Genomic DNA, 17,525 nt, shown 5'->3' with positions numbered 1-17,525 from the left:
CCCGAGGGGGCCATTGGTCCTGACCTCCTGCGCGGCCGTGCACGGCAGAGCTCTTTGCCCGAAAACACGTCAGGGACGACTCGATTCCGGGCGATGTTGTTGCGCGAGGGCTGATGCGGCGAGCGCCGTCACGATGGCGGCGAACAGCGGCAGCGTCGTCGCGTCGACGTGCGTGATGAGCGCGCTGCCGACGAGCGCGCCGAGGCTGATGCCGACCTGGAACGCGACGACGTAGATCGGCGTCGACGCGTCCGTGAAACCCGGCGTCATCGACAGCGCACGCGTCTGGAACGCGACCGGCAGCACACCGAACGCACCACCCCACGCAGCTGCGGCGATGGCGGCGACCGCGGCGGCAGGCGAGAACGTCAGCGCGAGCAGCGCGACGACCATGCAGCCGAGGGCGAGCAGCGTGACGCGCATCGGATGCGCGTCGAGGTGTCGGCTCGCGTACGCCGTCGTCAGCGCGCCGGCAACGCCATAGACGAACAGTTCGACGGCGAACGCGGTGCCCGAGATGCCCTTCGCCGCCAGGATCGGCGCGATGAACGCCCACGCCGCGTTGTGCGCCGTCACGACGACCGCGACGACGGCGCACAGCGTGAAGAACGGCCCCGCCATGGCGCGCGGCAGGCGCAGCGAGAACTCGCCGGGCGCCTCCGGTTCGAGGGGCGGCAGCTTCAGCTGGCTCGCGATCGCGACGCCGAGCGCGATGGCCGCGATGATGCCGCTCGCGACGCGCCACCCCAGATGGTCGCTGACGGCGGCGACGAACGGCGGCCCCGCGACGACGCCGACGCTCGCGCCGAGAAAGGCGCTCGCGACTGATTTCGCCTCGGCGCCCCGGCGCGCGAGACTCGCCGCGGCCACGGGCACGACCGCGAAGATCACGCCATGCGCGGCGGCGCCGATGAAGCGCGCGATCGTCACGACGAGCAGGTTCGGCGCGAGCGCCGCAATCGCCATCGAGACGAACAGGGCGAGCAGGCACGCGACGATGACGCGGCGGCGCGGCAGGCGTCGCGTCAGCATGACGAGCGGGATGGCGGCGACGCCGACACCGACCGCGTACCAGGTCACGAGGCGTCCGACGGCGGCGTCGCTCTCGCCGAGGTCGCGCGTCATGTCGGGCATCGCGCCGACGGGGTACATCTCGGCGGTGAGGAAGACGAACAGACCTGCGGCGAGCAGGAACAGACGCGTCGCACGTAGCCGGTCGTCGGCTGGCGAGGTGGCAGGGGGCGCCTGCGTGCCCGTCATCAGGTGAGGACGGTGATGATGGCGACCGCGCCGAACACGGCGAAGAAGAGGCTGATCGCGGCGAAGCACCCCATCGTCGCGAGGGTGCCGCCCGACGCCTTCGGCACGGCGTGCGCCGGGTCGTGCGGGTCGACGAGCAGCGGCAGCGTCTGGCCGTCGCGGCCGTTCGTGCTCATGCCACCCGTCGGGGTCTCGAGGAGCTGACGGCTGCCGTCGGGCGCGGTGTAGCGGATGCGTGCGAGCGAGTTCTCGCGCCCGTCCTTGCCGGTGCCGAGACGCACATGACCGTCGACGACGGGCCAGCTGCGACGACGAATCGCCCCTGCGATGCCCTTGCCCAGCGCCGCGACGAGAGCGAGCCCGAACACGAGCATGACGACGCCGGCGGCGATGGTGGCAAATTCGCTCTTCACGAGGGCGAGCCTACGTGGTTCATGACGGTCGAGGGCTGCCGGCTGTCTCGGGAGGCCTTCGTGGGGTCGAGCGCTGAGGCGGCGGGGCCGATCGCCCCGCTTCCCCGGAGCAGGGCTGAGCGTTGGACGGTCCATGAGGCCGGGCGGCTGGCCCGCGTGCGCCCGGTGACGCTGCGCCTCTGCTCTGCCGCCATGGGCCTGCGCTCTCCGTTCTGCCTGATTCGCCCTCCGAGTCGCGAGGACGCCTATCTCCTGCCTGACGATCGTGGTTGAATCGTGCGCACGTCGTAGGCCATGGCTGAGTCGCGGGGCGGTCTGCGACGCCCGTAGGTACGCCACAAGAGCGTCACAGAAAGCCCATAGACACCGGGCGTTGAGTGAACGTCATGAACACCACGAAGCACACCAGCCAACAGTCCACCTCGATCTTCGGCTCCCTCAAGTCGCTCGGACGCGGCATCGCCGTCAGCTCCGCCGTCGCCGTCATGGGCGTCGGCACACTGAGCGCCGCCGACGCCTCCGCCGCGGGCGTCGCGACGGGCGTCCGGCACGCGAGCACCGTGACGTCGACGACGAACGCCGCGACGAGTCTCGAACTCGACCGCCGCGCCGCCTACGTCATCCGCAACGGCAAGATCGTCGCCTCCTGACGGGGCCCGACCCCGCCGACCCCACAGACCTCCTGCACCGGTGAGTCACGCAGATCGTGACGCCGAGATGAGCGCCCCACACGCCGCGCGACGTTCGTGGTGTTCGGCGCGCACCGGGGCGCCACCACGCCGGATCGCAGGAACCTCGTGACCGATCGACGTCCATCTCCTCGTCGTCGGCGCGAATCGCGAGCGGATGGACGACCGCTCGCCCACGACACCGGCCAGGGCCACCTGCCCCTCCCCACGGCCCTGGCCGGTGTCTCACCGCTCACATTTCGCAGAAATTTCACCCCCAAGACTGTTGCGAGGTTAAGTCCTGGGTAACAATGGGTGAAGCCCCCGGCAACCTGATGACCCCAGAGCACCAGGCGGTCGGGGGATCCAAGTCTCTCGAGCGAAGGCCCTCACCGCGGTGGGGGCCTTCGTCGTGCCTGCCCCGCTCAGCCGGCGGCCGCCGTTTCGAGGTCGGCGACGACCAGTTTCGTCATCGAGAACATCGCCTGTGAGACGCGTGCGACGACGGCGGGGTCGGGCGTCTGCATCAACTCGGTGAAACGGCGCGGAATGATCTGCCAACTGACGCCGAACGGATCCTCGCACCAGCCGCACGGGCTCTCGGAGCCACCGTTTGCCGTCAGGCCGTTCCAGTAGTGATCAACCTCGTCCTGGTCGGCGCAGGAAACCTGGAAGCTGACGGCCTCAGTCTGCGGAAAGACCGGGCCGCCGTTGAGCAGGGTGAACGGATGGCCGTCGAGCTCGACGTGCTCGAGCATCACCTGCCCGGCGCGAGAGGCGTTGGGGCCCAGGGCCTTGGGGTCGTCGGGGTGGCGGATGGTGTCGACGCGCCGCGAGTTTCGAGAGCAAGGAGAGGTAGAGATCGGCGGCCGGCTCCGCCGTGTCGTCGAGCCAGATGCAGGGTGTGATGTCGGTCACGCTCGCAGTCTGGGACCGACCCCCGACAACCGGGTGTCGGCGTCTCGAGATTCCGCGGAACTCCGGGGTTTTCGCCGCCGGCGGGTAACGTCGCAGGCGTGAATGAGGAGCAGGCATCAACACTCGACCGGGCGGAGCCGAGCGCGTGGCGTGACGGCGTCGTCGTCCGCGGCGCGCGGCAGAACAACCTCAAGGACGTGGCGCTCGACCTGCCGCGCGATTCGATCGTCGTGTTCACCGGTGTGTCCGGTTCGGGCAAGTCGTCGCTGGCGTTCGGCACGTTGTTCGCCGAGTCGCAGCGGCGCTACCTCGAGTCCGTCGCGCCGTACGCGCGGCGCCTCATCGACCAGGCGGGCGTGCCGGACGTCGATGTCGTCGAAGGCCTGCCGCCTGCCGTCGCACTGCAGCAACAGCGCGGTGGGGGCGGCGCGCGCTCCGATGTCGCGACGGTGACGACATTGTCGAGCCTTGTGCGCATGCTCTACTCGCGTGCCGGGTGGTATCCGCCGGGGCGGGCGATGCTCTACGCGGAGGATTTCTCGTCGAACACCGTCCAAGGGGCCTGCCCGACGTGCCACGGCATCGGCCGTGTCTACGAGGTCACCGAGAAGAGCATGGTGCCGGATCCGTCGCTGACGATCCGCGAGCGCGCCGTCGCGTCCTGGCCCGTCGCGTGGGCGGGGCAGAACCAGCGCGACATCCTCGTCGCGCTCGGCTACGACGTCGACACGCCATGGCAGGACCTGCCGAAGAAGGACCGCGACTGGATCCTGTTCACCGAGGAGCGCCCCAGCGTCGGCGTGTACGCGGGCCTGACGCCGGAGCAGACGAGGCGTGCGCAGAAGCAGGGCATGGAGCCGAGCTATCAGGGAACCTTCATCGGAGCGCGACGCTACGTGCTCGACACGTTCGCCAACGCCAAGAGCGCCACGACGAAGAAGCGCGCCTCGCGCTACCTGACGAGCGAGCTGTGCGGCACCTGCCACGGCGCCAAGATCAAGCCCGAAGCGCTGTCCGTGACGTTCGAGGGGCTCGACATCGCCGCCTTCTCGCACCTGCCGCTCGAGCGCCTCGCCGAGATCGCGCGCTCCGTCACCGCTGACGACTGGAGCCCGGCCGAGGTCGCGCACCAGGACGATCACGTGCTCGACGCCGAAGCTCGGGAAGCGTTGACGCAGGCTCGCGTGGCAGGTGGCGGAGCATCGCACGATGCCGCGCCCGACGTGCGGCGCACGCCTAATCTCTCGGTCGAGAAGCGCGCGGCAGCGCAACGTCTCGCAGCCGACCTCGTCACGCGCCTGCAACCGATGATCGACCTCGGCCTGGGCTACCTCTCGCTCGATCGCACGACGCCGACGCTCTCCGGCGGCGAACGTCAGCGCCTGCGCCTCGCGACGCAGCTGTCGTCGAAGCTGTTCGGCGTCGTCTACGTGCTGGACGAGCCGTCTGCCGGGCTGCACCCGCGCGACCTCGACGCGCTCATCGGCATCCTGCACGGGCTGAAGGAGCGCGGCAACAGCGTGTTCGTCGTCGAGCACTCGCTCACCGTCATCCACGAAGCCGACTGGCTCGTCGACATCGGCCCCGGAGCCGGTGAGCAGGGCGGCCGAGTGCTCTACAGCGGCACGCCGTCCGGGCTCGCTGACGTCGCCGAGTCCGAGACCCGCCGCTACCTGTTTCCCCGCGACGACGACGCCCCCGGCGCCTCTTCGCGGCGCTCGCCCCGCGAGCCGCAAGGCTGGCTGGCGTTCGCGGACGTGACGCGCAACAACCTGCAGGGCCTCGACGTCAGCTTTCCCGTCGGATGCCTGAGCGCTGTCACGGGTATCTCCGGCTCGGGCAAGTCGAGCCTCGTCAGCCAGGCGGTGCCCGCGCTGCTGCGCGAGCACCTCGGCAGCGGCGGCGCTCCCGAACCCGAGCTGACGGGTGACCCCGAGACCGATCTGCTGCTCGGCGACGACGTCGATGACGTTCGCGGACGCGTCACCGAGGCGCCCCCGGGCGTGCGCCGCGTCGTCGTCATCGACCAGAAACCGATCGGACGCACGCCGCGCTCGAACGTCGCCACCTACACGGGCCTGTTCGACCACGTCCGCAAGCTCTACGCGGCGACCGACGAGGCGAAGCGCCGCGGCTACACGGCGGGTCGATTCTCGTTCAACGTGCCCGGCGGTCGTTGCCCGACGTGCGAGGGGGAGGGCAGCGTCATGGTCGAGCTGCTGTTCCTGCCGAGCATCTACACGCCGTGCCCCGACTGCCACGGCACGCGGTACGAGGCGAGCACGCTCGAGGTGACGTGGCACGAACGCTCCGTCGCCGACGTGCTCGCGATGAGCGTCGACGAGGCGCACGCGTTCTTCGACGGTGAAGGCTCGATCCATCACAGCCTCGCGGTGCTGCGCGACGTCGGCCTCGGCTACCTGCGGCTGGGGCAGCCCGCCACCGAGCTGTCCGGTGGTGAGGCGCAGCGCGTCAAGCTAGCCTCCGAACTGCAGCGCGCCTCGCGCGGAGACACGCTCTACGTCCTCGACGAGCCGACGGCCGGCCTGCACCCGGCTGACAGCGACCGCCTCATGCGCCACCTGCAGGGCCTCGCCGACGCGGGCAACACCGTCGTCATGGCCGAGCTCGACATGCGCATGGTCGCGCAGGCCGACCACGTCATCGATATGGGGCCGGGCGCGGGCAGGGACGGCGGCCGCGTCGTCGTCGCGGGGTCGCCGGCCGACGTCGCGGCAGACGACAACAGCGCGACGGCGCCCTACTTGCGTGAGGTGATCGAGAAAGTCCTGCAGTGACGGCTCGGCCGCGAGCTATGGCCTGGGCCGGGTGAGTCTGTAGGGCATGTCCTGCTTCCAGGGTTCGCCCATGAGCTTGTGGGACAATCGGGATGTGGGGCGGGAGGCGCACACCGAGCGCTTTCTCGTGACCCACCCGTCGCGAAGGAGTTACTATGAGCCTCGAAGGCACCATCGTCGAGACGCCGCTGCATCGTCTCGCCTCGCACGCGTGGCAGGCGATCGCTGGCGTCGGCGCTGTGAGCATCATCGTCGGTCTGATCGCCCTGATCTGGCCGGGGCCGACCACCGTCGTCATCGGTGTACTGTTCGGCGTCTTCCTGCTGCTGAGCGGCCTCGTGGGGCTGTTCGTCGGGTTGGCGGCGCCGATGCCGGGGTTCGTGCGCGCCGCGTCGTTGCTCGTCTCTGCGTTGTCGGTCGTGCTCGGTCTGCTCTGCTTCCGCAGCGAGACGCACTCCGTCGCCCTGCTCGGGCTGTGGATCGGCATCGGCTGGATCATGAACTCGATGACGATGCTCGCCCTCGGCCTGTCGACGAAGGGCCAGGACCGCGGGTGGATCATAGTCTCCAGCGTCATCGGCATCCTCGCGGGCATCGTGCTCGTCGCCTCGCCCATCTCGTCCCTGGCGACCCTCGTCTGGATCGCGGGTGTGTTCCTGCTCGTCACCGGCATCGTCGAGATCATCCGCGCGATGCAGCTGCGTCGCCGCGCACGCTCCCTCTGAAGAGCCTCGTCCTCGACGCGAGAGCCCCCCGGCGCACGAGCCGGGGGGCTCCGGCGTGTTCCCGGCGGGTGCGGTGGCTGGTCACGTGACGCAGACGGCCGCCCAGTAGGCACGTCCTCGATCGTCGCAGCGCCGACTCGTGGAGTGCACGCGGGCCGGGATCGTGGGTCGCCGCGGCCACAGATCGTCCTCGCGCGCCGGTCACGATTGCGGTTGATGCCGCCCGATGGCGGAAACTATGGGGCGTGTCGACGATTCTCTTCTTCCACGCTCACCCTGATGACGAAGCGAGCCAGACCTCGGGGGCGATGGCGCGAGCCGTTTCCGAGGGACATCGTGTCGTCGTCGTGTATGCGACCAACGGTGATCACGGGGATGCCCCCGACGACCTCGCGCCCGGCGAGAGCGTCGTCGATCGACGACGCGCCGAGGCCGCCGGGTCGGCGCAGGTGCTCGGCACGGCGCGCGTCGCGTGGCTCGACTACGCCGACTCCGGCATGATGGGGTGGGAGCAGAACGCTGGCGAGAAGGCGTTCCACGGCGCCGACCTCACCGAAGCGGGCCAGCGGCTCGCCGACATCCTCGACGAAGAGGCCCCCGACGTCGTCGTCGGTTACGACTGGCATGGCGGGTACGGCCACCCCGACCACGTCAAGGTGCACCCGGTGATGCACCGGGCGCTCGAGCTGACGCGCGCGACGCCGAGGCTTTTCGAATCGACGATGAACCGCGATCGCATGCGCGTCATGTATCGCAAGGCCGTCGAGGCGGGCGTCTACCCCGAGGGGGAGGGGTTCAACCCCGATCAGCCCATGGACGACGGCAACCCGCTCGGCCTGCCCGAGCGCGAGATCTCGTTCTACGTCGACGTCACGCCCTGGCTCGAGAGCAAGCGCGCGGCGCTCGCAGCGCACGCCTCGCAGTCGGACGCGCGCGGCATCCTCGAGATGCCTGACGAGGTCTTCCCGCTCGCGTTCGGGCGGGAGCACTACGTTGACGTCGCGGCGATGGAGGCGTCAGGCATCCCGTCGCTCGACGGCCACGCCCACGGCGCGCGCCCCGACGGCGAGCCGCTGCCGGAGGGCTGGTTCTTCTGAGCCCCCGCTCCCTGCACCCATCTGCGATTTTCGTTGACATCTGCGATTCTCGGTCACATTCGTCGAGGTGACCGAAAATCGCAGATGGGGACGAAAATCGCAGAAGTGACCAAGAATCGCGGATGGGGACGGGCACGGCCGCTGGGGGCCGGAGGATTGCAGCGGGTCATAGAGGGAGCAGGTACTCGGCCTCGTCGGCCGGACACTCGGCTGTCGGGTTCTCGACGAGCCGGAACCCGCGACGCCGGTACGCCGCAGCCGCGCGCTCGTTGGCGCGGTAGACGTGCAGCCCGATGGCGCGCAGCCCTTGCTCGCGCGCATCGCTGATGACGGCGTCGACGAGCGCGTCGAACACGCCGGCGCCGCGGCGCGCCGGCTCCACCCACATCTGCACGACGAACGCGATCGCGTGCGCCTCGTACCCCAGTGCGCCGACGACGGCTGGGTCGTCGAAGTAGATCTGGCCCGGTCGTAGGCCGATCAGCCCGTCGGCGCGCGGCGCGACCTGACTCGACGCCTCCGGCTCACCCGCGTCCGGCATCCACAGGTACGTGCCGGGGCTCATCGCGCGCTCGGCCCAGACCTGCTCGGTGAACTCGCTCTCACGGGCGAACGTCGACCCGAAAGCCTCTGGGTTCGTCGACAATGCCCGCAGCCGCACGTCACGGTAGGTCTGCCACGGAAGGGCACCGGCAGGGAGAACAGTCATGACGCCCAGTCTCGTGACGCGGCGTGGACCCGTCAACGCGAAGCCGCTACCGCCGGATCGGGTCGAAGAGGCAGCGATCGGTCAGCGCCGAGGCACAGCCGTGTCGCCGCCCGATCGCGCCGGCGACACGGTGATTCGCCGTATTCAGCGCATCGTGAGCTATTCGTTACCTGCGCGCCGCATTCGCCGTCAGCACACGGCACGGCGACGCGTCGAGGCGGCGTCAAGAGGCGCGGTCCAACCCTGACAACGACGTCGAACGGCTCGTGTTGCCGAGGTTGCCCATAGGCTGAAGCGAACTGCAGCCCGCGTGATCCGGGCGATCCAGCCCGCCTGGGTGTGGCTTCTCCAGCCCATGACGGCGGCCCAGGACGCTCTGCGTCACCGTCAAGGAAGGGAGGGTGAGGCCTGTGTGGGATTTCATCGCCGACCGGTGGGAGGACATCGCCTACCGCAGCTACCAGCACACGTCGCTCGTCGTGCAATCCGTGCTGCTCGCGACGATCATCGCGCTCGTCCTGGCCGTCATCGTCATCCGCAACAAGAAGCTCGAGAGCTTCGCGAACATCTTCTCGGCGATCGGCCTGACGTTGCCATCGTTCGCGCTGCTCGGCATCCTGCTGCCGCTCGTCGGCATCGGTGCGGTGCCGTCGGTCATCGCCGTCACCTTCTACGCCGTCCTACCGATCCTGCGCAACGCCGTCGTCGGTCTGCAGGCTGTCGACGCGAACCTGCTCGAGTCCGCGCGCGGCATGGGCATGAGCAAGGTGGCGACGCTGCTCAAGGTGCGTCTGCCACTTGCGTGGCCCGTCATCCTCGCGGGGGTGCGCACCTCGACGCAGATGTCGTTCGGCGTCGCGGCCATCGCCGCCTATGCCCTCGGCCCCGGCCTCGGCGGCTACATCTTCACCGGCCTGTCTCAGAACGGTGGCGTCAACGCCATCAACTTCGCCCTCGTCGGCACGATCGGCATCGTCATCCTCGCCCTCGTGCTCGACCTCATTCTCGTCGGCATCGGCCGACTGACGATCCCCAGGGGTATCCGTGCCTGATCTGTTCCGCACCGACCACGACGCTCCCGTCACCGAGACCGTCAACGAGCAGCCCGCCAGCCATGACGTCACGGGCGCCGAGATCGTCTTCGACGACGTCGTCAAGAAGTACCCGGGCCAGGCGAAGGCGGCCGTCGGCGGCCTCAGCCTCACCGTCCCCGCCGGCGAGATGGTCATGTTCGTCGGCCCCTCCGGCTGCGGCAAGACGACGTCGCTCAAGATGATCAACCGGCTCATCAACCCGACGAGTGGGCGCATCACGATCGACGGTGACGACGTCAAGAACCACAAGGTCGACGACCTGCGCCGCAAGATCGGCTACGTCATCCAGGGTGGCTCGCTGTTCCCGCACCTCACCGTCGCCGACAACGTGGGCGTCGTGCCGGGGCTGCTCAAGTGGGACAAGAAGCGCATCGCCGCGCGCACGGACGAACTGCTCGACATGGTCGGTCTCGACCCTGCGCGCTACCGCGACCGCTACCCCCGCGAGCTGTCGGGCGGGCAGCAGCAGCGCGTCGGCGTGGCCCGTGGCCTGGCGGCCGACCCACCCGTCATCCTCATGGACGAGCCGTTCGGCGCCGTCGACCCGATCACCCGGCAGCGGTTGCAGGACGAGATGCTCAGCATCCAGCGCCAGCTGAGCAAGACGATCATCTGCGTCACGCACGACATCGACGAGGCACTGAAGCTGGGCGACCGCATCCTCATCCTCTCCGAGGGCGGGCGGATCGAGCAGTACGACACCCCCGAGAACATCCTCGCGGCGCCGGCCAACGAGTTCGTCGAGGACTTCGTCGGCTCGGGTTCCGCGCTGAAGTCGCTGCAGCTGACACGCCTCGACGAGATCGGCGCGACGCAGCTGGGTACCGTCACCGTCGGAGCCGACGCGTCCGAGGCGCGCGAGGCCGCCCAGTGTGGCGGTTCCCCCAACGTCGTCGTGCTCGACGAACGCGGACGCCCGGTCGACTTCATCAACGTCGAGCGGATGCGCGGCGCCCGGGTCGAGAACCGTGGGGTCAACCTCATCACCGTCGACTCGCGTGCCACCCTCAACGACGCCCTCGACGCGATGCTCACCTCGAGCCACGGCGCCGTCGTCGTCACCGGCGGGCGCGGCGAGTACCGCGGCGTCGCGTCGTTCCAGCAGGTGATGGAGCACATCCGTCAGGTGCAGGAGCAGGCGGCCGCACTCAGCGAACGCGTCGACGGAGAGGCTGACGCGAGCTCGACGGTCGTCGCCAACACCTCCTCGACCACCGACTTCGACGCTCAGGCCGACGAGGGGGAGCAGCGATGAGGAAGCGCCTGGGGCGTGAGCGGTTCGGCATGATCGTCGGCCTGCCCATCCTCATCCTGCTCGTCGGCGGTGGCTGGGTGATCTGGCGCCTCAACGCCGACCTCGACGACATCGAGGCCCGCCAGCTCGAGTGGAGCCTGCTCGGCACCCTGTTCTGGCAACACCTCAAGGTGACGGCGGCCGCTGCCGTCGCGGTGCTCGTCACCGCCATCCCGCTGGGAGTGCTGCTGACGCGTCCGACATTCCGGCGATTCTCCGGCCCCGTCATCGCCATCGCGAACGCGGGACAGGCGACGCCCGTCATCGGCCTCATCGTGCTGCTCGCGATGTGGATCGCGTTCGACTTCTGGACGGCGGTGCTGGCGCTCGCGATCTACGCGTTCCTGCCGGTGCTGCGCAACACCATGGTGGGGTTGCAGCAGGTCGACCAGACGCTCGTCGAAGCCGCACGCGGCATGGGCATGAGCCAGATGGCGACGCTCCTGCGCATCGAGATGCCCCTGGCTGCGCCCATCATCATGGCTGGCGTGCGCACCGCGCTCGTGCTCGTCGCGGGCACGGCCTCGTTCGCGGCCTTCATCAACGCCGGTGGCCTGGGCGAGCTCATCACGACCGGCATCAAGCTGTTCCGCTACCCCGTGCTCGTCAGCGGCGGCATCCTCATCGCGCTGCTCGCCCTCGCGTTCGAATGGGCCGGGCGCCTGCTCGAAGCCCTGCTCACGCCGAAGGGAATGTGATCGGATGACACGCCAGCGAATGAGGCGAGCGACGGGCGCCGTCGTCGCCGTGACGACGGCCGTGACGCTGAGTTCCTGTGGCCTCGGCACCTCGGGCGGGCTGACGACGAGTGCCAAGCTCGCGGGCCCCCTGGCCTCGGTGAAGAAACTCGACGGGCTCGACATCGCGGTCGGTTCCAAGGACTTCACCGAGCAGCAGATCCTCGGCAAGATCGCCGTCATCATGCTGCAGTCGGGCGGCGCGAAGGTGAAAGACTTCACCGCCATCCCCGGTTCTGCGGCCTCGCGCCAGGCGCAGCTGACGGGGCAGGTGCAGCTCATCATGGAGTACACGGGCACGGCGTGGATCACCTACATGGGCAAGACCGACCCCATCGCTGATTCGCGCAAGCAGTACGAGGCCGTGAAGGCGGAGGACGCCAAGAACGGGTTCACCTGGCTGGAACCTGCGCCCATGAACAACACGTACAGCCTGGGCATGCGTCAGGACTTCGCGAAGAAGTACGGGCTCAAGGATCTGTCGGATCTCAAGAAGGTGCCTGTCGGCGAGCGCACGTTCTGCATCGAGTCGGAGTTCGCGAACCGCAACGACGGCTTCCAACCCATGCTCAAGGCGTACGGGATGACGTACGGCAAGGACGTGCCGACCGGCAACATCCGCAAGATGGACACCGGCGCCATCTACTCGGCGATCGACCAGAAGGTCTGCAACCTCGGTGAGGTCTTCACGACGGACGGGCGGATCAAGAGTCTCCACCTCGACGTCATGAGCGACAGCAAGCACTTCTTCCCCAACTACAACGTCTCGCCCGTGGTCAAGACGACGATCTACGACACGTATCCGCAGATCGCGCAGATCCTCGAACCGGTCGTGAAGAAGCTCGACAACGACACCCTCATCGATCTCAACGCCCGCGTCGACGTCGAGGGCAAGGATCCCGGCAAGGTCGCCGAGGAGTGGTTGAAGAGCGAGGGCTTCATCGAGTAAGTCGTGGCCGAGGGGTGCTGATGGTGCGTCGTCAGCTGCACATTTCTCGTGCAGGTGATGGCACGTCGTCGGCGTGGCGGCACTCGAGGGGCACAGGCGTCACAAGGCGCGGGCGACGAACTCCCGCAGATCGGTGATGGTGCGTACCTCGTGCATGTCGACGATCGCGGCGTATCGGTGTGCGACGGAATCGCCCTGGCCCCATTGTGGTTCGGCTTCCGGGTTGAGCCACATCGCGTGCCTCGCCTGCTGCGCGATGGTGCGCAGCGCGTCGTGGCGCGGGTCGGTGTTGTTCGTGCGCGCGTCGCCGAGGATGAGGACGGTGGCGCGCGGCGTCACCGCGTCGAGGTGGTGTTCGACGAAGTCGGCGAACGTCTGGCCGTAGTCGCTGTTGCGGTGCCCGCGCGTCATGCGCCGGTTGCCCTTGAGCGCTTCGACGAGGTCGCCGTCGCGCCCGACCTCCTTGACGACCGCGGTCAGCTCGTCGACGGTGTTGACGAACCCGAAGACGCGCACGCGCGCGAACTGCGTCTGCATCGCCTGCATGAGCAGGATCGTGAAGCGGCTGAACCCGGCGACCGAACTCGACATGTCGGCGAGGATGACGAGTTCCGCACGGTTCGGCGCGTGATGTGTGAACACCGGCTCGATCGGTACGCCGCCCGTCGACATCGACGCCCGCAGCGTCCGCCGGATGTCGATGCGGCCATGTGACGCGCGGCGCCGCTTGGCCGCCATCCGCGCCGCGAGCTTGCGGGCGAGAGGGTCGATGACGCGCCGCATCTCCGCGGCATCGACGGCATACGTCTGGCTGAACGCGCGACGCTCGAGCGGCGTCGTGACGGCGTGCTCCGCCAGCCGTTCGACACCACGGATCTCCGCGTTGCGTCGCCGTGTCTCGGTCTCGACACGGCGCCGGAAGGCCGCGACGCGCTCGCGGGCGTCGTCACGATCGAGCCGCTGCGTGAAGCGCTCCGGTTGCCACCCTTGATCGGCACCCATCGACTGACCGCTACCACCACCCCCGCCGCCGGAGCTGCCGCCGGCCGTGCCGCCGTCAGAACCTTCGACTTCTGGGCCCTGCTGCATGAGCTCGGACGCGCGCGCGATGGCGAGGTTCGGTTGGAACTGCTCGATCGCCTGGTTCGCGCTGAACCCGTTCTCACCCTCGCGCCGCAGCACGCCGAATTCCGTGACGACGGTGGCTGCGAGGGCGTTCAACGCCCGCTCGTCCTGAGCGGCGAGAGCCTGCGCGAGGATCTCCTGCAGCGCCCTGGCGCGCTCGCGCAGGGCCGCGGCGTCCGCCGTCAGGGGGTCGAAGTCGTCGAGTGCGTCGAGCGAGTCGGGTTCGGGCTCGCCGTCGTGGTGACCACCGGATTCGCCTGCGGCGCCGTCCTCTTCGAGGTCCGTCAGGCGCGTGCGCGCGCCCAGGGCGGCGGGAAAGTAGAGGTCGAACAACTCGTCGAACACGCGCCGCTGCTCGCCGCGTCGCATGAACGCCGACGCGAGACCCTCGCGCAGACGCTCGCGATCGTCGAGCCCGAGAGCGGTGACGATGCGCCCGGCGTCGATGACGTCGCTCGTGCCGACGACGACGCCGTGGCGCCGCAACGCGTTCGCCAACGACACGAGTCGACGCAGCACGCCCGCAGACGCGATGCCCGGGCCGGCGGATGACGTCACGGAGGCGCTTGGTCCGGAGCCCGCGGTGTCCGAGTGCGCAGCTCGCCGCCCGGTGCCCGGCGCACCCGCGCCGGCGGGGACGACGGCGTCGTCAGGCATCGAGCTTGAGGAGCGTGGAGGCGCGTTCGATGTCGTCCTGGTGCTTGAGCAGCACGCCGAGGTTGGCGCGCAGCACCGCCGCGTCGAGATCGCCCGTGCCGTCGGCTCCGAGGGCGATGAGGGTGCGCGCCCAGTCGACGGTCTCGGCGACGCTCGGTGCCTTGCGCAGTGGCATCTGGCGCAGTCGGTGCACGAGTCGCACGACGGATTCGACGAGCACCGCGTCGAGACCCGGCACCTTGAGTTCGACGATGCGCTGCTCGAGCGCCGGAGTCGGGTAGTCGATGTGCAGGAACAGGCAGCGTCGACGCAGCGCCTCCGACAGGTCGCGGGCGGCGTTCGACGTCAGCACGACGAACGGTCGCTGCGTCCCACTGATCGTGCCGAGTTCGGGCACCGTCACCTGGAAGTCGCTCAGCACCTCGAGCAGGAGGCCCTCGACCTCGACGTCGGCCTTGTCGAGTTCGTCGATGAGAAGCACCGTCGGCTGTGTGTTGCGGATGGCGCGCAGCAGCGGACGCGTCAGGAGGAAGTCGTCGGTGAAGATGTCCGTCGCGAGCTCGTCCCAGTCGTGGGCGGCGCCGCTCGATGGCGAGCCGGCGGGGCTGGAGGCGTTCGTTGACGCCACACCGGACGCGCCCGGCGTGGCGCCCGGCGTGGCGTCCGGCTGAGCGTCCGCGGCGCTGTTCGTGGTCGATGTGGAGGTGGCCACGCCCGACGAAGACGTTTGCGCCAGAGCGGTGTTGGCGGTGATGCGCAGGAGCTGCTTGGCGTGGTTCCACTCATAGAGGGCGCGCGCTTCGTCGATGCCCTCATAGCACTGCAACCGCACGAGATCGGCGTTCTCGCCCGTCGCGCCGGTCAGTGCCGACGTCACCGCCTTCGCCAGCTCGGTCTTGCCTACGCCGGCCGGCCCCTCGACGAGCAGGGGCTTGCCGAGAGCGTCGGCGAGGAAGACGGTCGTCGCGATGGCGTCGCTCGCGAGGTAGCCGGCCTCGGCGAGGCGGTCGCGGACGTCGTCGACGGATTCGAAGTGCGCAGTCACCGTGCCATTGTCGCGGATGGCTCAGGCCGCGATCGGCGAAAACGCAGAACGGGTTGACCGGGTAGGCCCTCGGAACGATCCGACGTGACGCCGGCCCCACAGCTCGCGCACACCTCGCAGTCAGGTGTACCATTAAACATAGATAACCTAACTAAACGAAGGGAAGAGATGTCCACCGCGCATCCGCCAACCGCGCAGGCCCCGATGAGGACGGTCTTGTCGCACGTCATCGTTCCGATCCTCATGGGGCTCATCATGTGCGCCGCCTACCTCGGTGGTTTCCACAAGCCGTCGCCCCACCACGTGCCCGTCGCCGTCGTCGGTCAGGCTCAGCAGGCCGGCCCCCTGGCGGCCAAGGTGCAGGACGCGTTCGGCGACGAGGCGGACGTCCGCACGATCGCGACGCCCGAGCAGGCCACGGATCAGCTGAAGCAGCTGAAGATCTCCGCGGCCTACGTCCCCGGTGACGGCAAGGCCGAACTGCTCACCGCCGGTGGCGCGTCCGACACGACGAAGTCCGTCGTCGAGAAGATGTTCCGCCCCGTCGCGGAGAAGCAGCACGATGCGCTGACCGTCAAGGACGTCGCGCCCCTCACCGAGGACGACCCCGCCGGCCAGAACGGGTTCTTCTTCCTCGTCGCCCTGACGGTCGCCGCGTACGCCACGTCGATCGCCATCGGCGCGGCGGCTGCGAGCCGCCCGTTCGCCCAGCGCATCGCCCTCGCCGCCGGCGCCGCCGTCGTCATCTCGACGATCGAACTCGCGATCGCGGCGTGGGGTTACGACATGTTCGGTGGGCACGTGCTCGCAACGTGGGCGCTGTCACTGCTCTACACAGCCGGCGTGCTGACGGTCGGTGTCGGCCTGCACCCGATCGTCGGACGGTTCGCGACGCTGCTGTACTCGGCGATCTTCGTCGCGCTCAACTTCACCTCGTCCGGCGGCGTGTTCGCGCCCGTCATGCAGCCGAGCTTCTTCGGTTGGCTGCACGACTTCTGGATCGGCTCCGGCTTCGTCGAGGCGCTGCGTCGCATCATCTACTTCCCGGACGCCTCGATCGCAGGTCCGCTCACCATCCTGTTCGGCTGGCTGGTCGTCGGGTTGCTCTGTCTCGCAGTCGGATACGCGGTCGAACAGCGACGTGTTGTACGAGCCCGTGAGCTCGAGGAAGCTGCGTCCCACCCCGTCGGACGCCACGCCGAGCACGCGCATCAGGACGAGCGCGACGAGCTCGACCCCGAGACCGAGGAGGAACTCGAGGAGAACGTCGCCGTCTGACGTCCCATGCGCCCAGATGCACCCGGGTGCATCTGGGCGCAAAGAGAAGCCACCAGGGGTGTGGAGAAACGCGTCATCCGTGACGCGTTTCTCCACACCCTCTTCGTGTCCCTCGACGCCTCACGAGCTGCGAGCGAGCCGATGGAGGGCCCACCACGCTAGCGGCCGGTAGGCCTGGCCGACGAGAGGCGGCAGATCCATCGCCATGTGGCAGCGACACCCGCCCCGACGAACCTCGACGCGGTGCTCGCCCGTCGTCGTCAGCCCCAGGACGCTGACGCGCCAGTTCCACGTCCTCGCCACCGCATCGACGTCGGTGATGACGAACCGCCCCACCGTCACCGGCCCGAGACGCCATCGTCCTTGCGTGCCGGGACGGATCACCACGGCATCCGCCTCGACCGGCGGCATGTGCGGCGACCAGTCACGCCACCGATCGACGTGCACGTAGGCCTGCCACGCCGCGTCGACACTCGCGGGCCCGTCAGCATGGACGTCGATGCGCTTCATGTCCGAATGCTAGGCGTTCCAACGGAACCCAGGTCGCGCACAGCCCTCGGACGCCCCGCGCCGACCCCAGCACGCACGATGGCGCGTAACTCACACGCAGGCGTGCAGTTGCGTGCCTACCTGTGAGTTACGCGCCATCCTCAGGGTCAGGCGACCCTCGACTCCGTTCGCTTGATCCTCTGCGCGCGGACTACTCCTTGGCTCAGTTCCTCAGCGCCCGATTCGGCAGGGCCGGGCCGTCGCACGCT

General features: G+C 69.0%; 16 protein-coding genes. 9 read left to right on the top strand and 7 right to left on the bottom strand.

The annotated features are described in order from the left end of the window. Window positions 1–69: 69 nt before the first annotated feature. Window positions 70–1,260, bottom strand: a complete 1,191-nt coding sequence (locus tag NQ706_RS09135) for an MFS transporter (RefSeq protein WP_038569801.1) — start codon at window positions 1,258–1,260, stop codon at window positions 70–72. Further along, entirely contained in the window at window positions 1,260–1,673 is a 414-nt protein-coding gene (locus tag NQ706_RS09130; protein ID WP_038569799.1) for a DUF3592 domain-containing protein, read from the bottom strand. Before NQ706_RS09130 ends, NQ706_RS09135 begins: the two co-directional genes overlap by 1 nt. A 386-nt stretch (window positions 1,674–2,059) precedes the next feature. Here NQ706_RS09130 and NQ706_RS09125 point away from each other — a divergent pair, with 386 nt between their 5' ends. Continuing rightward, the gene (locus NQ706_RS09125) at window positions 2,060–2,323 is read left to right on the top strand and encodes a hypothetical protein (RefSeq protein ID WP_150112816.1); all 264 of its coding nucleotides are present in this window, start codon (window positions 2,060–2,062) and stop codon (window positions 2,321–2,323) included. A gap of 443 nt (window positions 2,324–2,766) precedes the next feature. Here the strand turns inward: NQ706_RS09125 and NQ706_RS09120 are convergent, their stop codons facing one another. Then, window positions 2,767–3,099 carry a VOC family protein gene (locus NQ706_RS09120; protein WP_143181243.1) on the bottom strand — a complete coding sequence of 111 codons (333 nt, stop codon included), beginning with the start codon at window positions 3,097–3,099 and terminating at the stop codon, window positions 2,767–2,769. A gap of 258 nt (window positions 3,100–3,357) precedes the next feature. Here NQ706_RS09120 and NQ706_RS09115 point away from each other — a divergent pair, with 258 nt between their 5' ends. The 3 genes from NQ706_RS09115 (at window position 3,358) to NQ706_RS09105 (ending at window position 7,879) form a co-directional block, all read left to right on the top strand. After that, entirely contained in the window at window positions 3,358–6,057 is a 2,700-nt protein-coding gene (locus NQ706_RS09115) for an excinuclease ABC subunit UvrA (RefSeq protein WP_038569793.1), read from the top strand. A gap of 155 nt (window positions 6,058–6,212) precedes the next feature. Continuing rightward, window positions 6,213–6,782: an HdeD family acid-resistance protein gene (locus NQ706_RS09110; RefSeq protein WP_038569791.1), complete on the top strand. Its 570-nt coding sequence runs from the start codon at window positions 6,213–6,215 to the stop codon at window positions 6,780–6,782. Window positions 6,783–7,027: 245 nt separating this feature from the next. Then, window positions 7,028–7,879: a PIG-L deacetylase family protein gene (locus NQ706_RS09105; RefSeq protein WP_038569789.1), complete on the top strand. Its 852-nt coding sequence runs from the start codon at window positions 7,028–7,030 to the stop codon at window positions 7,877–7,879. 166 nt (window positions 7,880–8,045) lie between these two features. On the opposite strand, the gene NQ706_RS09100 is transcribed toward NQ706_RS09105, so the two are convergent. Further along, window positions 8,046–8,588 carry a GNAT family N-acetyltransferase gene (locus NQ706_RS09100; RefSeq protein ID WP_038569787.1) on the bottom strand — a complete coding sequence of 181 codons (543 nt, stop codon included), beginning with the start codon at window positions 8,586–8,588 and terminating at the stop codon, window positions 8,046–8,048. 410 nt (window positions 8,589–8,998) lie between these two features. Between NQ706_RS09100 and NQ706_RS09095 the strand changes: the two genes are divergently transcribed. Genes NQ706_RS09095 through NQ706_RS09080 form a run of 4 tightly spaced genes read left to right on the top strand, consistent with a single transcriptional unit; the run spans window position 8,999 to window position 12,662 of the window. After that, the gene (locus NQ706_RS09095; protein ID WP_038569784.1) at window positions 8,999–9,640 is read left to right on the top strand and encodes an ABC transporter permease; all 642 of its coding nucleotides are present in this window, start codon (window positions 8,999–9,001) and stop codon (window positions 9,638–9,640) included. After that, the gene (locus tag NQ706_RS09090; protein ID WP_038569782.1) at window positions 9,633–10,937 is read left to right on the top strand and encodes an ABC transporter ATP-binding protein; all 1,305 of its coding nucleotides are present in this window, start codon (window positions 9,633–9,635) and stop codon (window positions 10,935–10,937) included. The genes NQ706_RS09095 and NQ706_RS09090 overlap by 8 nt, the downstream gene beginning before the upstream one ends. After that, window positions 10,934–11,674: an ABC transporter permease gene (locus NQ706_RS09085; protein ID WP_038569781.1), complete on the top strand. Its 741-nt coding sequence runs from the start codon at window positions 10,934–10,936 to the stop codon at window positions 11,672–11,674. Before NQ706_RS09090 ends, NQ706_RS09085 begins: the two co-directional genes overlap by 4 nt. A gap of 4 nt (window positions 11,675–11,678) precedes the next feature. Then, on the top strand, window positions 11,679–12,662 hold the full coding sequence (locus NQ706_RS09080; RefSeq protein WP_038569779.1) for a glycine betaine ABC transporter substrate-binding protein: 984 nt from the start codon (window positions 11,679–11,681) through the stop codon (window positions 12,660–12,662). Window positions 12,663–12,761: 99 nt separating this feature from the next. Here the strand turns inward: NQ706_RS09080 and NQ706_RS09075 are convergent, their stop codons facing one another. Together NQ706_RS09075 and NQ706_RS09070 are read right to left on the bottom strand one after the other, a co-directional pair. Beyond that, window positions 12,762–14,444 (bottom strand): VWA domain-containing protein, encoded by a 1,683-nt coding sequence (locus tag NQ706_RS09075; RefSeq protein WP_051806274.1) that lies wholly within the window; start codon window positions 14,442–14,444, stop codon window positions 12,762–12,764. Further along, a complete protein-coding gene (locus NQ706_RS09070) occupies window positions 14,437–15,489 on the bottom strand; it encodes a MoxR family ATPase (protein ID WP_038569777.1) in 1,053 nt (350 codons plus the stop codon). Before NQ706_RS09070 ends, NQ706_RS09075 begins: the two co-directional genes overlap by 8 nt. A 204-nt stretch (window positions 15,490–15,693) precedes the next feature. On the opposite strand from NQ706_RS09070, the gene NQ706_RS09065 reads away from it, so the two are divergent. Further along, window positions 15,694–16,767, top strand: coding sequence for a hypothetical protein (locus tag NQ706_RS09065; RefSeq protein WP_235181958.1), 1,074 nt, complete (start codon window positions 15,694–15,696; stop codon window positions 16,765–16,767). A gap of 120 nt (window positions 16,768–16,887) precedes the next feature. Here the strand turns inward: NQ706_RS09065 and NQ706_RS09060 are convergent, their stop codons facing one another. After that, the gene (locus tag NQ706_RS09060) at window positions 16,888–17,277 is read right to left on the bottom strand and encodes an SRPBCC family protein (RefSeq protein ID WP_051806272.1); all 390 of its coding nucleotides are present in this window, start codon (window positions 17,275–17,277) and stop codon (window positions 16,888–16,890) included. Window positions 17,278–17,525 lie beyond the last annotated feature (248 nt).

It is taken from the genome of Dermacoccus sp. BD5, from assembly GCF_044878485.1.
GTDB lineage: Bacteria > Actinomycetota > Actinomycetes > Actinomycetales > Dermatophilaceae > Dermacoccus > Dermacoccus nishinomiyaensis.
This window is presented reverse-complemented; position numbering and strand designations above follow the sequence as displayed.